Here is a 14427-nt window from a genome sequence, read left to right as displayed (position 1 = left end):
CCCGAGAATCGCGTCAGTGGTCTGGACCGGTGAGAGTTTTCCACAGGGTGGCCGGACCTCGGCGGGACGACGTAGCGTGTGCCGCATGAAGATCCTCATCAGCGCCGACATGGAGGGCGCCACCGGTGTCACCTGGCCGGCCGACGTCCTGCCGGGGACGCCCCAGTGGGAGCGGTGCCGGTCGATGTTCACGTCCGACGTGGACGCGGCCGTCCGGGGCTTCCTCGACGGCGGCGCGGACGAGGTGCTGATCAACGAGGCGCACTGGACCATGCGCAACCTGCTGCTGGAGCGGCTCGACGAGCGCGCCGAGATGCTGACCGGCCGGCACAAGTCCCTGTCCATGGTCGAGGGCGTGCAGCACGGCGACGTCGACGGCATCGCCTTCATCGGCTACCACGCGGGCGCCGGCATGGAGGGCGTCCTCGCGCACACCTTCCTCGCCAACTCCATCACCGGCGTGTGGCTCAACGACGTGCGGGCCAGCGAGGGCCTGCTCAACGCGCACGTGGCCGCCGAGTACGGCGTGCCGGTGGTCCTGGTCACCGGCGACGACGTGGCCTGCGAGGACGCCCTCGGCTACGCGCCCGAGGCGCTGAAGGTCGCCGTCAAGGACCACGTGTCGCGTTACGCCGCGGTGTGCCGCACCCCTACGCGCACGGCCGCCGACATCCACGCGGCGGCCAAGGAGGCGGCCGCGCTGGCGGTGCGCCACGAACCGGTCCGCGAGGGGCCGTTCACCGTGGCGGTGGAGTTCGACGCCGAGCACCTGGCGACCTCCGTCACCGTCGTCCCGGGCGTGTCCCGGACCGGCGAACGCAAGGTGCTGTACACCAGCGACACCATGTACGACGCAATCCGCACCTTCAAGGCGGTCACCACGATCGCCTCGGCCGCGGTGGAGGAGCAGTATGGCTGACCAGCGGGCCCTGGAGGAGGTCGTGACCTTCACGTCCGACCTCATCAGGATCGACACCACCAACCGGGGCGGCGGCGACTGCCGCGAGCGGCCGGCCGCCGAGTACGCGGCGGCGCGGCTCGCCGAGGCCGGTCTCGAACCGGTCCTGCTGGAGCGCACCCCCGGCCGGACCAACGTCGTGGCGCGCCTGGAGGGCACCGACCCGTCCGCCGACGCGCTGCTGCTCCACGGCCACCTGGACGTGGTGCCGGCCGAGCCCGCCGACTGGAGTGTGCACCCCTTCTCCGGGGAGATCCGCGACGGCGTCGTGTGGGGACGCGGCGCCGTCGACATGAAGAACATGGACGCGATGATCCTGTCCGTGGTGCGGTCCTGGGCGCGCGAGGGCGTGCGGCCCCGCCGTGACGTCGTCATCGCCTTCACCGCCGACGAGGAGGCGAGCGCGGCGGACGGCGCCGGCTTCCTCGCCGACCGGCACGCCGGTCTCTTCGAGGGCTGCACCGAGGGCGTCAGCGAGTCCGGCGCCTACACCTTCCACGACGGCCAGGGGCGGCAGTTCTATCCGATCGGGGCCGGCGAGCGCGGCACCGGCTGGATGCGGCTCACCGCCCGCGGCCGGGCCGGACACGGCTCCAAGGTGAACCAGGAGAACGCGGTCACCCGCCTCGCCGCCGCCATCACCCGCATCGGCGAGCACGAGTGGCCGCTGCGGCTCACCCCGACCGTGCGGGCCGCGCTGACCGAGATCGCCGGCGTGTACGGCGTCGACGCCGACCTGTCCGACGTGGACGCCATGCTGGACAAGCTCGGCGGTGCGGCCAAGCTCGTCGAGGCCACCGTCCGCAACAGCACCAACCCGACCATGCTCGACGCCGGGTACAAGGTCAACGTGATCCCGGGTGAGGCCGTGGCGCACGTCGACGGCCGCTTCCTGCCGGGCGCCGAGGACGAGTTCCGGGCGACCATGGACCGGCTCACCGGACCGGACGTCGACTGGGAGTTCGCCCACCGCGAGGTGGCGCTGCAGGCCCCGGTCGACTCGCCGACGTTCGCCCGGATGCGGGAGGCCGTCGAGGAGTTCGCCCCCGGCGCGCACACCGTGCCGTACTGCATGTCCGGCGGCACCGACGCCAAGCAGTTCTCCCGGCTCGGCATCACCGGCTACGGTTTCGCACCGCTGAAGCTGCCCGAGGGCTTCGACTACCAGGCCCTCTTCCACGGGGTGGACGAGCGCGTCCCGGTCGAGGCGCTCGAGTTCGGTGTCCGGGTGCTCGACCGGTTCCTGCGGTCGGCCTGAAACAAGTGGGGGAGACAGTGCAGACCCTGGCGTACGGTGAATGGCCCTCGCCCGTCGACGCGGCGACCGCCGCGGCGCACGACGGCAGTCCCGAGTTCGCGGGCTTCGTCGGCGACGAGGTGTGGTGGACCGAACCCCGGCCCGCCGAGGCGGGCCGGCGCACCCTGGTGCGGCGGCACACCGACGGCACGGAGGAGTCCGTACTGCCCGCCCCGTGGAACGTGCGCAGCCGGGTCGTCGAGTACGGCGGCCGCCCCTGGGCCGGCACCGTGCGCGACGACGGCCCGCTCGTGGTTTTCACGCACTTCCCCGACCAGCGCCTGTACCGCTGGCAGCCGGGTGAGGAGCCCCGCCCCCTCACCCCGGTCTCCCCGGTCGGGCAGGGGCTGCGCTGGGCCGACCCCGTGGTGCTGCCGGAGCGCGACGAGGTGTGGTGCGTCCTGGAGGAGTTCACCGGCGACGGCCCGAGCGACGTGCGCCGGGTCCTGGCCGCCGTGCCGCTCGACGGCTCCGCCGCCGACGACCGGACCGCCGTACGGGAACTGACCGACGGGCGGCACCGGTTCGTCACCGGACCGCGCCTGACCCCGGACGGCACGCGCGCCGCCTGGATCGGCTGGGACCACCCCCGCATGCCGTGGGACGGTACCGAACTGCTCGTCGCCGACGTCCGCCCGGACGGCACCCTGAGCGGCGCCCGCACCGTGGCCGGCGGACCCGAGGAGTCCGTCGCCCAGGTCGACTGGACCGGCGACGGCCGCCTGCTGTACGCGAGCGACCGCACCGGCTGGTGGAACCTCTACCGGGACGGGGAGCCGGTCTGTCCGCGCCCGGAGGAGTTCGGCGGGCCGCTGTGGAAGGTGGGCCTGAGCTGGTTCGCCCCGCTGGACGGCGGACTGATCGCCGTCCTGCACGGCAAGGGCGCGCTGCGGCTCGGCGTGCTCGACCCGGAGACCTGCGAGGTCGTCGACGCGGCCGGCCCGTGGAGCGAGTTCACGCCCGGCCTCGCGGCACTCGGCGAACGGGTCGTCGCCGTCGGCGCCGGTCCGACCAGCTCCCACGAAGTGGTGGAGCTGGACACCAGGACCGGCCGCGCCCGCGTCATCGGCTCCGCGCACCAGGACGCCGTGGACCCCGCCTACTACCCCGAGCCGCGGGTCCGCACCTTCACCGGACCGGACGGCCGGGAGATCCACGCCCAGGTCTACCCGCCGCGCAACCCGGACTGCACCGGCCCCGAGGGCGAGCTGCCCCCGTACGTGATCTGGGCGCACGGAGGCCCCACCAGCCGGGTGCCGCTCGTGCTCGACCTGGAGATCGCCTACTTCACCTCGCGCGGCATCGGCGTCGCCGAGGTCAACTACGGCGGCTCCACCGGCTACGGACGCGCCTACCGCAACCGGCTGCGCGAACAGTGGGGCGTGGTCGACGTCGAGGACTGCGCCGCCGTCGCGCTCGCCCTCGCCGAGGAGGGCACCGCCGACCGCGACCGGCTCGCCGTGCGCGGCGGCAGCGCCGGCGGCTGGACCACCGCCGCCTCCCTCACCGCCACCGACGTCTACGCCTGCGGCACCATCATCTACCCGGTGCTGGACCTCACCGGCTGGGGCACGGGGGAGACTCATGACTTCGAGTCCCAGTACCTGGAGACTCTGATCGGCCCCCGCGCCGAGATGCCCGAGCGGTACGAGCAGCGCTCGCCCGCCACCCACGCCGACCGGCTCACCGCGCCGTTCCTGCTGCTCCAGGGACTCGACGACGTCATCTGCCCGCCCGTGCAGTGCGAGCGGTTCCTGGCCCGGCTGGCCGGCCGGGGCGTCCCGCACGCCTACCTCACCTTCGAGGGGGAGGGGCACGGCTTCCGGCGCGCGGAGACCATGGTGCGCGCCCTGGAGGCCGAGCTGTCCCTGTACGCCCAGGTGTTCGAGCTGAAGGCGCCCGGCGTCCCGGTCCTGGAGCTGCAGCCGTGAGCGCGCTCGCGCCGCTGCGGCGGCCGCCCCGCCTCGCCACCGGCGCCCGGGTCGCCGTGGTCGCCCCCAGCGGCCCCATTCCGGAGGAGCGGCTCGCGGCCGGGTTGGACGTGCTGCGCGGGTGGGGCCTCGACCCGGTGGCCGCGCCGCACGTCCTCGACCGGCACGGCGAGCTGCGCTACCTCGCCGGTACCGACGCCGACCGCGCCGCCGACCTGCAGAACGCCTGGTGCGACCCGGCCGTCGACGCGGTGATCTGCGCGCGCGGCGGGTTCGGCGCCCAGCGCATGGTCGACGCCCTCGACTGGGAGGCGATGCGCGCCGCCGGGCCGAAGGTGCTGGTCGGATTCAGCGACATCACCACGCTGCACGAGGCGTTCGCGGTGCGGCTCGGCCTGGTCACCCTGCACGGGCCGATGGCCGCGGGCGCCGACTTCATCAAGAGCGCCCGCGCCCAGGACCACCTCAGAGCCACCCTCCTCGACCCCGAGTCGGTCCGTACGATCCGCTCCGGCGGCACCGCGATGGTGCCGGGGCGTGCCCGCGGGGTGACCCTCGGCGGCTGCCTCTCCCTGATCGTCGGCGGCATCGGCACCCCGCACACCCGCGACCGCGCGCGCGGCGGACTGCTGTGCCTGGAGGACGTGGGGGAGGAGACCTACCGTCTCGACCGCTACCTCACCCAGCTGTTGCGCGCCGGATACCTCGACGGCGTCACCGGGGTGCTGCTGGGCTCCTGGGCCGAGTGCGATCCGTACGACCAGGTGCGCGCCCTGCTCGTCGACCGGCTCGGGGGGCTCGGTGTTCCGGTGGCCGAGCAGTTCGGTTTTGGACACTGCGACGACGCCCTGACCCTTCCCTTCGGGGTCGCCGCCGAACTCGACGCGGACGCGGGCACCCTGACCCTGGAGGAACCCGCGCTGAGCTGAGCCCCGCCGCGCGCGGCCGGACGCCGTCGTAGGGTGACAGGGTGCCGCACACCGCTTCCCCCTACCTCACCGAAGGCCGCCGCGTGGGGCTCCGTCACTTCACCCACGCCGACGGCGCCGAGTTCACCGCACGCGCCCGGGAGAGCAAGGACCTGCACCACCCCTGGCTGTTCCCACCGGACACCGCACCCGCCTACGCCGCGTACGCGAAGCGGCTGATCGAGGACCCCACCAAGGCCGGGTTCCTGGTGTGCGAGAAGGACGCGGACGGCGCACTCGCCGGGTTCGTCAACATCAACAACATCGTCGAGGGCGGCTTCCTGTGTGGCGCGCTGGGTTACGGCGCCTTCGCCCACGCGGCGGGACGCGGGCTGATGCGCGAGGCACTGAACCTCCTCGCGCGGTACGCCTTCGGGCCGATGCGGCTGCACCGGCTGGAGATCAACGTGCAGCCCGGCAACGCCGCCTCCATCGCCCTGGCCCGCGCCTGCGGCTTCCGCAACGAGGGCTTCTCCCCGAAGATGCTCTACATCGACGGCGCCTGGCGCGACCACGAACGCTGGGCGCTCACCAGCGAGATGCTGACGCCCGGCGCCTGACCGGGGCGCGGCTCCCGGTCCGTGCCCCCGCGGCGGCGCCCCGGCGCCGCCCTCGCGGAACGTACTCGCGACGGCCCTCTGTTCAGGCGGGCGTCCGGCGGCTTCCATGGAGATCGTGACGACGATCCGACGTGAGGTACTGACGCTGCCCGCGGCACAGCTGGGCCCCGACAACCCCCTGCCCGCCCTGCGGCCCCTCGACGAGATGCACCGCATCGAGGACCGTGACAAGAAGGACCTGCCGCGCGACATGGCCCGGCAGATCGGCTACGCCCCCCTGCACAGCCTGCTGCCGGTCCCGGTCCGCGACGGCTACGGCCGTCACCGCGAGCCCCGCCGGCTCGACGCCCTCGTCATCGAGAACGACCGGCTGCGGGCCACCGTGCTGCCCGGCCTCGGCGGCCGGATCGCCTCCCTCGTCCACAAGCCCACGGGCCGTGAACTGCTCTACGTGAACCCGGTGTTGCAGCCCGCCAACTTCGCCCTCAACGGCGCCTGGTTCTCCGGTGGCATCGAGTGGAACATCGGCGCCACCGGCCACACCACGCTGTCCTGCTCACCGGTGCACGCCGCCGTCGTCCCGGCCCCCGACGGCGGGGAGATGCTGCGCCTGTGGGAGTGGGAGCGGCTGCGCGACCTGCCCTTCCAGGTCGACCTGTGGCTGCCGGACGGCTCCGACTTCCTCCACGTCGGCGTGCGGATCCGCAACCCGCACGAGCGGCAGGTGCCGGCCTACTGGTGGTCCAACATCGCCGTCCCCGAGGACTGCCGCGTGCTGGCCCCCGCCGAGGAGGCCTACCACTTCGGCTACGAACAGCGCCTGCGCCGCGTCCCCGTCCCGGAGTACGACGGCACCGACCGCACCTACCCGCCGAACAGCACCTACGCCGCCGACTACTTCTACGAGGTCCCCGAGGCCCGCAGGCGCTGGATCGCCGCGCTGGACGCCGACGGCCACGGCCTCGTGCAGACCTCCACCGACACGCTGCGCGGGCGGAAACTGTTCGTGTGGGGCCGTGGGCCCGGCGGGCGGAGCTGGCAGCAGTGGCTCACCGAACCCGGCACCGCAGGTTACTGCGAGATCCAGGCCGGACTCGCCCGCACCCAGCTGGAACACGTACGGCTGGAGCCGGAGAGCGAGGTGTCCTGGCTGGAGGCGTACGGGCCCTTCGAGGCGCCGCGCGAGGGGGAGTGGGGCACGGTCCTGGACGAGGCGGAGACCCGCCTGGAGGGTGTCCTGTCGCGCGCCGACGTCGAGGCGGCCTACGCGGCCTGGCTGCCGTACGCCGACACCGAACCCGGCGAGCGGCTGGCGGCCGGATCCGGCTGGGGCGCCCTCGAAGTGCTGCGCGCCGGGTGGAAGCTGTCCGGCACGCCGTTCGACGAGTCCACTCTGGGCGACGAGCAGGAGCCGTGGCTGCGTCTGCTGCGCGCCGGTTCCTTCCCCGAGCCGCCGGGCAGTCGGCCGCCCGGCGGGACGCTGGTGGCCCGGCACTGGCGGGACATGCTGGAGACGGCGCCCGCGACCGGTCTCACCGAGTACCACCTGGGTGTCGCCCAATGGCACGGCGGCGACCGGGCGCAGGCCGTACGCAGCTGGGAGCGCGGGCTGGCGCAGCCGGGCCCGTCCTGGCCGGTGCTGCGCTGCCTCGCCGTCGCCGACCGGGAGGAACGCCACCCCGAACGCGCCGCCGACCGCTATGTGCGGGCGTTCGACGACCTGTGCCGCGAGGCCGCGGCACCGGACGGGGAGTGGACGGCCGTCGCCGCCGCGCTCGGCCGGGAGGCGATCGAGGCGCTGCTCGCGGTGGGACGTACGGAGGACGCCCGGTCCGTGTGGCAGCGGCTGGCCCCCGCGACCCGGGCCCGCGGACGGTTCCGGCTCGTCGAGGCGGGCCTGCTGCTCGCCGAAGGCCGGCGGGACGAGGCCCGCGCCGTGTTCGACGCGGGCTTCGAGGTCGCCGACCTGCGGGAGGGCGACGAGGTCATCGGGCGGCTGTGGGCCCGGCTCACGGAGGAACCGCTGCCCGAGCGGTACGACTTCCGGATGCGGCCGACGCCGTGACGGGACCTCACGCCGCGACGAGTCCTCACACCGTGACGGCAGTTCAGGCGCGGCGGTCCGCGTACTCGTAGACCGCCCCGTCCGGGTGCCGCGCGATCAGGTTGCGGCCGACGGGGGTGGGCAGCGGCCCCGCGAGGACGGCCGCGCCCATCTCCTCCAGCACCTGGCGGGTCTCGTCGACGTCCTGGACCGCGATGGTCGCGGCGACCTTGCGCAGCACGTCCAGTTGGGCCTCGGGACCGCTCATCAGCAGGAAGCAGCCCACGGCGGCGACCTGGACGCCCTCCCTCTCGAACCGCAGGGCCGTACCGCCCGACAGACGCTCGTAGAAGGGGATGGCGGTCTCGATGTCGTCGACGCAGACGCGCAGTGTGGCACCCAGAATCTCCATGAGGACGAGCCTAGTTGGGCGGCGCGGGAGAGGGGCGGGCCGCCGGTGATCTCCACACCACCGTCTCTCCCGCCGTCCGCCCGGCGGGAGTTACCCGGCCCCGGTCGCGGGTACCCGTACGCCATGCAGCGCTTGGAGCACTTGCAGCATCTGGACAAGCACCTGGCGGACGAACTGGCCCAGGTGGCCCGGGAGTCCGTGCGCGCCGAACTGCGCGAGCAGACGCGGGGGCAGCGACGCAAGGCCGCCCTGTACGCCGGTTCCGGCGCCGCCGCGCTCTACGCGGGCGCGGCGGTCGCCCTGGCGGTGGGCCTCGCCCTGGACCTGGCCCTGCCGGGCTGGGCGGCGGCCCTGATCACGGCGGTCCTCCTGGCCGCCCTGTCCTTCGCCCTCCGTACGGCAGCCCGCCCGACCCCGCCCGGCGTCGCCGGCACGTCCCACGCGGCACCGTCCGCGCGGCCGGCGCCCGGCACCGGTCCGGTGCCTCCGGTCCCGTCCACTCCGCCGACGGCCGGCACGGCGACCCCCCACCCGGCCCCCGCCACCGACCACGACCCGCGCACCGACCACTCCTGAACCACCGCCCGCCGGCACCCCGAGCCGCAGGCTCACGAGGCCGTGGGTGGGTACGGCGCCGCGCCGGCGCCGTACCCACCCACGGCCACACCCCTTTACAGCTGCGGCAGCACCTTCGTGCGGTAGAAGTCGAAGAAGCCCTGCAGATCGGGTCCGATCTGGTTGACGTAGATCCGGTCGAAGCCCGCGTCGGCGAACCGGCGGAGTTCGGCGACGTGCTCGTTCACGTCGTCGCCGCACACCCGGTTCTCGCGCACCATGTCCTCGGTGACCAGCGTCTGCGCCTGCTCGAAGTGCTTGGGCGAGGGCAGCACCTGTCCCAGCTCACCGGGCAGCAGCTCGTTCGCCCACAACCGGTGCACCGTGCGCACGCACTCCTCGCGGTCGGCGCCGTAGCAGACCTTCGTACCGCCGCTGATCAGCTTCCCGCCGCCCCCGCCCTTGCGGTACTGCTCCACCATGGAGGCGTCCGGCATCATCGTGATGTAGCCGTCGCCCACCCGCGCCGCGAGCGCGGTCGCCGCCGGGCCGAAGCCCGAGATGTCGACCGGTACCGGCTCGTCCGGGAGCGTGTACAGCCGGGCGTTCTCCACCGTGTAGTGCGTGCCGCGGTGGTTGACCTCCTCGCCGGAGAACAGCCGGCGCATGATCTGCACGGCCTCCTCCAGCATCTCCAGACGGACGTGCGCGGGCGGCCAGGGGCCCCCGACGACGTGTTCGTTCAGTGCCTCGCCCGTGCCCACGCCCAGCCGGAACCCGCCCGGTGACATCACCGCGGCGGTCGCCGCCGCCTGGGCGACCACCGCCGGGTGCGTCCGCACGGTCGGGCAGGTCACCGCCGTGCCCACCGGCAGGGACACCGCCTCCGACAGCGCGCCGAGCACCGACCAGACGAAGGGACTCTGCCCCTGCTCGTCGTTCCACGGGTGGTAGTGGTCGGAGATCCACAGCGCCTGGAAACCGGCCTGCTCGGCCATGCGCGCCTGCTCGATCAGCTCGGCGGGACCGTACTGCTCGCAGGAGAGGAAGTAGCCGTACTCGGGCATGGGGGGTGCCTCCGTGACATGGGCCGTCCGGGTCGCCGCCCGGGTACCCGGGCGGCCTCGCGGCAACCGGCCGGACGTTTGGCGGCCCCGCACAGGGGGACGCGGAAGTCTCCCGACGTACGCGACCGCGCCGGAGGCGAACCGTGAGTCGACCCCGCATTGTGATCGTCGGTGCCGGCTTCGCCGGTTACCGCACGGCCCAGACCCTGTCGAAAACGGCCAAGGGCCGTGCCGAGATCATCCTGCTCAACCCCACCGACTACTTCCTCTACCTGCCCCTGCTGCCCCAGGTCGCCGCCGGCATCCTGGAGCCGCGCCGCGTCACGGTCTCCCTCACCGGCACGCTGCCGCACGTCAAACTGGTGCTGGGCGAGGCCGACCGGATCGACCTCGACGGACGCCAGGTGCACTACACCGGTCCCGAGGGCGAGGGCGGCACCCTCACCTACGACCGTCTGGTGCTCGCGGCGGGCAGCGTCAACAAGCTGCTGCCCATCCCCGGCGTCGCCGAGCACGCGCACGGCTTCCGCGGCCTGCCCGAGGCGCTGTACCTGCGCGACCACGTGACCCGGCAGGTGGAGCTCGCCGCCGCCACCGACGACCCGAAGCGCTGCGCCTCCCGGTGCACGTTCGTCGTCGTGGGCGCCGGCTACACCGGCACGGAGGTTGCCGCGCACGGCCAGCTGTTCACGGACGCGCAGGTGGCCAAGCAGCCCCTGCGCACCGGGATGCGGCCCCGCTGGATGCTGCTGGACATCGCCGACCGGGTCCTGCCCGAGCTGGACGAACGGCTCTCCCGCACCGCCGACACGGTGCTCAGGGAACGGGGCGTGGACGTACGGATGGGCACCTCCGTGAAGGAGGCCACGCCCGACGGCGTGCTGCTGACCGACGGCGAGTTCGTGGACACCCGCACCCTGGTGTGGTGCGTGGGCGTACGCCCCGACCCGCTCGCCGAGTCCCTCGGGCTGCCCCTGGAACGCGGCCGGCTGCTGGTGGACCCGCACCTGCAGGTCCCGGGCCGGCCGGAGGTGTTCGCGTGCGGTGACGCCGCCGCGGTGCCCGACCTGGAGAAGCCGGGCTCCTACACCCCGATGACCGCCCAGCACGCCTGGCGGCAGGGCAAGGTGTGCGCACAGAACATCGCCGCGTCCTTCGGCGACGGGGAGCGGCGCGCGTACCGGCACAAGGACCTGGGGTTCGTCGTGGACCTGGGCGGTGTGAAGGCCGCCGCCAACCCGCTCGGCGTCAACCTCTCCGGGCCGGCGGCCGGTGCGGTGACCCGCGGCTACCACCTGGCCGCGATGCCGGGCAACCGGGTGCGGGTGGCCGCCGACTGGCTGCTCGACGCGGTACTGCCGCGGCAGGCCGTGCAGTTGGGCCTCGTACGGTCCTGGTCGGTGCCCCTGGACACGGCGTCCCCCGAGGTGGCGCGCGTCCCGGGCCGGCCCGGGACCGACCGCCCCTCCGGCAGCCCGCCCGGCAGCACGTCCGACGACGGCGACCGGCCGGCCACGGCCCACTCGGGCGACGCACCCGGGAAGAACACGGCCCACTCGGACGGCGCCCCCGCGAAGAACCGTCCCGGCGGCGAACCGGCGAAGAACCAGCCCGGTGGTGAGCCCGCCAAGAACCGTCCCGGCGGCGAACCGGCGAAGAACCAGCCCGGCGGCGAACCCGCCAAGAACCAGCCCGACCGGGGCACGAACGACCTCGCCCCGCCGCCCGACCAGCCGGAGCCCGGCCCCGACGTGGCGCCCGGGCCCGTCCGGCGCACCGACCGTTTTACCGAAGGAGACGCATGAACACCGGTGAACTCGCCGAGCTCGGACAGCAGTTGCGCGTGGACAGTGTCCGGGCGGCGGCGGCCGCCGGCTCCGGGCACCCCACGTCGTCGATGTCCGCGGCGGATCTGATGGCCGTCCTTTTCGCGAACCACCTGCGCTACGACTTCCAGCGCCCCGACCACCCGGCCAACGACCGCTTCGTCCTCTCCAAGGGCCACGCCTCCCCGCTGATGTACGCCACTTACAAGGCGGCGGGCGCCATCGACGACGAGGAGCTGCTCACCTTCCGCAAGGACGGCAGCCGGCTCGAAGGACACCCCACGCCCCGCAAGCTCCCCTGGGTCGAGACGGCCACCGGCTCCCTCGGTCAGGGCCTGCCCGTCGGCGTCGGCATCGCGCTCGCCGGGAAGCGGCTGGACCACACCGACTACCGGGTGTGGGTGCTGTGCGGCGACAGCGAACTGGCCGAGGGCTCGGTGTGGGAGGCGGCCGAGCAGGCGGCGTACGAGAACCTGGACAACCTGACCGCGATCGTGGACGTCAACCGGCTGGGCCAGCGCGGTCCCACCCGGCACGGCCACGACCTCGACGCCTACGCCCGCCGCTTCCAGGCGTTCGGCTGGCACACCGTGGAGGTGGACGGCCACGACGTGGACGCGGTCGACCGCGCCTACGGGGAGGCCCTGTCCACCCGGGGCCAGCCGACCGCGATCATCGCCCGCACCCTCAAGGGCAAGGGCGTGGAGTCCGTGCAGGACCGGGAGGGACTGCACGGCAAGCCGCTGCCGGAGGCCGACGACGCGATCGCCGAACTCGGCGGCCCGCGCGACCTGCGGATCACCGTCCGCCCGCCGGCCACCGACGGGCAGGCGCCCGCCCGGCGGACCGCGACCCCCGAACTGCCCCGCTGGGACAAGGGTGAGGAGGTGGCCACCCGCAACGCCTTCGGGGAGGCGCTCGCCGCCCTCGGCACCGCGCGCGGCGACGTCGTGGCCCTGGACGGCGAGGTCGGCGACTCCACCCGCCTGGAGTTCTTCGCCAAGGAGCACCCCGAGCGGTACATCGAGTGCTACATCGCCGAGCAGCAGATGGTGGCCGCCTCCGTCGGGGTCGCCGCGCGCGGCTGGACGCCGTACGCCTCCACCTTCGCGGCCTTCCTCACCCGCGCCCACGACTTCGTCCGCATGGCGGCGGTCAGCGGCTCCGGCCTCAACCTCGTCGGGTCGCACGCGGGCGTCGCCATCGGCCAGGACGGGCCCAGCCAGATGGGCCTGGAGGACCTGGCGATGATGAGGGCGGTACACGGCTCCACCGTGCTGTACCCGTGCGACGCCAACCAGACGGCCCGCCTGGTGGCCGCCATGGCCGACCTCGACGGCATCCGCTACCTGCGCACCTCGCGCGGCGGGAGCCCGGTGCTCTACGGCCCCGACGAGGAGTTCCCGGTCGGTGGCAGCAAGGTGCTGCGCTCCTCCGACGACGACCGGCTCACCCTGGTCGCCGCCGGTGTCACCGTGCCGGAGGCGCTGGCCGCCGCCGACGCCCTCGCGGACGAGGGCATCGCCGTACGGGTCGTCGACCTGTACTCGGTCAAGCCGGTCGACCGGGAGACGCTGCGCACCGCCGCCGAGGAGACCGGCTGTCTGGTGACGGTCGAGGATCACCACCCCGAGGGCGGGCTCGGCGACGCGGTCGCGGAGGCCTTCGGCGACGGGCGTCCCGTCCCGCGGCTGGTGCGGCTGGGCGTGCGCAGCGTGCCGGGCTCGGCCTCCCCGGAGCAGCAGCTGCACATCGCCGGCATCGACGCCGAGTCGATCGCCGCGGCCGGCCGGCTGCTGGTGGGGGAGGCGATCGTGTCGTGAGCGACGGCGGGTCGCGCACCGTACGGGCCGGCCGCCGCCGGGTGGAGATCCGACGCCCGGACAAGGTGCTCCTCCCGGGCGACGGCGACGCCCGCGCGTACACCAAGGGCGACCTCGTCGACTACCACCGGGCCGTCGCCCGGCACATGCTGCCGCACCTGCGGGGCCGGCCGCTGATGCTGGACCGGCGGCCCGACGGCCTGGGCGGACCGGCGTTCATGCAGAAGAACACCCCCGACAGCTATCCGGACTGGATCAGGCGTGCCGAGGTCGCCAAGGAGGGCGGCACCGTCGCGCACACGGTGTGCGACGACACCGCCACCCTGCTCTACCTGGTCGACCAGGCGAGCGTCACGCTGCACCGCTGGCTCTCCCGCGCCGACGACGTGGACCGCCCCGACCGGCTGGTCTTCGACCTCGACCCGTCCGGCGACGACTTCGAGACGGTGCGGGAGGCCGCCCGGCAGCTGGGGGAGCTGCTCGGCGAACTCGCCCTGCCCTCCGCCCTGCTGACCACCGGGTCCCGGGGCCTGCACGTGATCGTGCCCCTGGACGGCGGCGAGGACTTCGACGCCGTACGGGAGTTCGCCCGCGAGGTCGCCGACACGCTGGCGGACGCCCACCCCGACCGGCTCACCACCGCGGCCCGCAGGAAGGACCGCGGCGACCGGCTGTACCTCGACGTGGGGCGCAACGCCTACGCGCAGACCGCCGTCGCCCCCTGGACCGTCCGCGCCCTGCCCGGCGCCCCCGTCGCCACCCCGATCACCTGGGACCAGCTCGACGACCCGGAGCTGCACGCCCGCCGCTGGACGGTGGAGAACGCCGTCGAGCAGACCGGCGCGAACCCGTGGGCGGGTCTGTCCCGCAAGGGCCGTTCCCTCGCCCCTGCCCGCCGGAGGCTCGCCGCGCTGCGCGGCTAGATCCTTCGGAGCCGCCGCCTGTTACCCCTCTGCGACCAGGGGCGACAGCCGGCCGTGGCGAAC

General features: G+C 74.0%; 12 protein-coding genes. 10 read left to right on the top strand and 2 right to left on the bottom strand.

Annotated elements, in window-relative coordinates:
- Positions 1–85: 85 nt before the first annotated feature.
- From B100_RS0107700 to B100_RS0107675, 6 genes are all read left to right on the top strand, one after another.
- The gene (locus tag B100_RS0107700) at positions 86–919 is read left to right on the top strand and encodes a M55 family metallopeptidase (RefSeq protein WP_024883860.1); all 834 of its coding nucleotides are present in this window, start codon (positions 86–88) and stop codon (positions 917–919) included.
- The gene (locus tag B100_RS0107695; RefSeq protein ID WP_024883859.1) at positions 912–2216 is read left to right on the top strand and encodes a M20/M25/M40 family metallo-hydrolase; all 1305 of its coding nucleotides are present in this window, start codon (positions 912–914) and stop codon (positions 2214–2216) included. Before B100_RS0107700 ends, B100_RS0107695 begins: the two co-directional genes overlap by 8 nt.
- Positions 2217–2221: 5 nt before the next feature.
- Positions 2222–4186: an alpha/beta hydrolase family protein gene (locus B100_RS0107690; RefSeq protein ID WP_106966964.1), complete on the top strand. Its 1965-nt coding sequence runs from the start codon at positions 2222–2224 to the stop codon at positions 4184–4186.
- Positions 4183–5115, top strand: coding sequence for an LD-carboxypeptidase (locus B100_RS0107685; protein WP_024883857.1), 933 nt, complete (start codon positions 4183–4185; stop codon positions 5113–5115). The genes B100_RS0107690 and B100_RS0107685 overlap by 4 nt, the downstream gene beginning before the upstream one ends.
- A gap of 41 nt (positions 5116–5156) precedes the next feature.
- Complete coding sequence (locus B100_RS0107680; RefSeq protein ID WP_024883856.1) at positions 5157–5714, top strand: GNAT family N-acetyltransferase; 558 nt, start codon at positions 5157–5159, stop codon at positions 5712–5714.
- A gap of 106 nt (positions 5715–5820) precedes the next feature.
- Positions 5821–7779 (top strand): DUF5107 domain-containing protein, encoded by a 1959-nt coding sequence (locus tag B100_RS0107675; RefSeq protein WP_024883855.1) that lies wholly within the window; start codon positions 5821–5823, stop codon positions 7777–7779.
- A gap of 43 nt (positions 7780–7822) precedes the next feature.
- On the opposite strand, the gene B100_RS0107670 is transcribed toward B100_RS0107675, so the two are convergent.
- Complete coding sequence (locus tag B100_RS0107670) at positions 7823–8170, bottom strand: VOC family protein (protein ID WP_024883854.1); 348 nt, start codon at positions 8168–8170, stop codon at positions 7823–7825.
- Positions 8171–8293: 123 nt separating this feature from the next.
- Between B100_RS0107670 and B100_RS0107665 the strand changes: the two genes are divergently transcribed.
- The gene (locus tag B100_RS0107665) at positions 8294–8746 is read left to right on the top strand and encodes a phage holin family protein (protein ID WP_024883853.1); all 453 of its coding nucleotides are present in this window, start codon (positions 8294–8296) and stop codon (positions 8744–8746) included.
- Positions 8747–8841: 95 nt separating this feature from the next.
- Here B100_RS0107665 and B100_RS0107660 read toward each other — a convergent pair whose 3' ends face one another.
- Complete coding sequence (locus tag B100_RS0107660; protein ID WP_024883852.1) at positions 8842–9792, bottom strand: TIGR03557 family F420-dependent LLM class oxidoreductase; 951 nt, start codon at positions 9790–9792, stop codon at positions 8842–8844.
- 143 nt (positions 9793–9935) lie between these two features.
- Here B100_RS0107660 and B100_RS0107655 point away from each other — a divergent pair, with 143 nt between their 5' ends.
- From B100_RS0107655 to ligD, 3 genes are read left to right on the top strand one after another with little or no spacing between them, the layout of a single operon-like run.
- A complete protein-coding gene (locus B100_RS0107655; protein ID WP_024883851.1) occupies positions 9936–11597 on the top strand; it encodes an FAD-dependent oxidoreductase in 1662 nt (553 codons plus the stop codon).
- On the top strand, positions 11594–13441 hold the full coding sequence (locus B100_RS0107650) for a transketolase (RefSeq protein WP_024883850.1): 1848 nt from the start codon (positions 11594–11596) through the stop codon (positions 13439–13441). The genes B100_RS0107655 and B100_RS0107650 overlap by 4 nt, the downstream gene beginning before the upstream one ends.
- Complete coding sequence (gene ligD / locus B100_RS0107645) at positions 13438–14364, top strand: non-homologous end-joining DNA ligase (RefSeq protein WP_024883849.1); 927 nt, start codon at positions 13438–13440, stop codon at positions 14362–14364. The genes B100_RS0107650 and ligD overlap by 4 nt, the downstream gene beginning before the upstream one ends.
- The last annotated feature ends 63 nt before the right edge of the window (positions 14365–14427 follow it).

This window comes from Streptomyces sp. CNH189 (genome assembly GCF_000527195.1).
Note: the sequence above shows the minus strand (reverse complement) of the source record. Positions and strands in the feature narration are given on the sequence as shown.

Coding starts and splice junctions, on each gene's coding strand:
- B100_RS0107670 (WP_024883854.1), bottom strand. CDS start 8,170: ATGGAGATTCTGGGTGCCACACTGCGCGTCTGCGTCGACGACATCGAG.
- B100_RS0107660 (WP_024883852.1), bottom strand. CDS start 9,792: ATGCCCGAGTACGGCTACTTCCTCTCCTGCGAGCAGTACGGTCCCGCC.
- B100_RS0107650 (WP_024883850.1), top strand. CDS start 11,594: ATGAACACCGGTGAACTCGCCGAGCTCGGACAGCAGTTGCGCGTGGAC.
- B100_RS0107665 (WP_024883853.1), top strand. CDS start 8,294: ATGCAGCGCTTGGAGCACTTGCAGCATCTGGACAAGCACCTGGCGGAC.
- B100_RS0107700 (WP_024883860.1), top strand. CDS start 86: ATGAAGATCCTCATCAGCGCCGACATGGAGGGCGCCACCGGTGTCACC.
- B100_RS0107675 (WP_024883855.1), top strand. CDS start 5,821: ATGGAGATCGTGACGACGATCCGACGTGAGGTACTGACGCTGCCCGCG.
- B100_RS0107695 (WP_024883859.1), top strand. CDS start 912: ATGGCTGACCAGCGGGCCCTGGAGGAGGTCGTGACCTTCACGTCCGAC.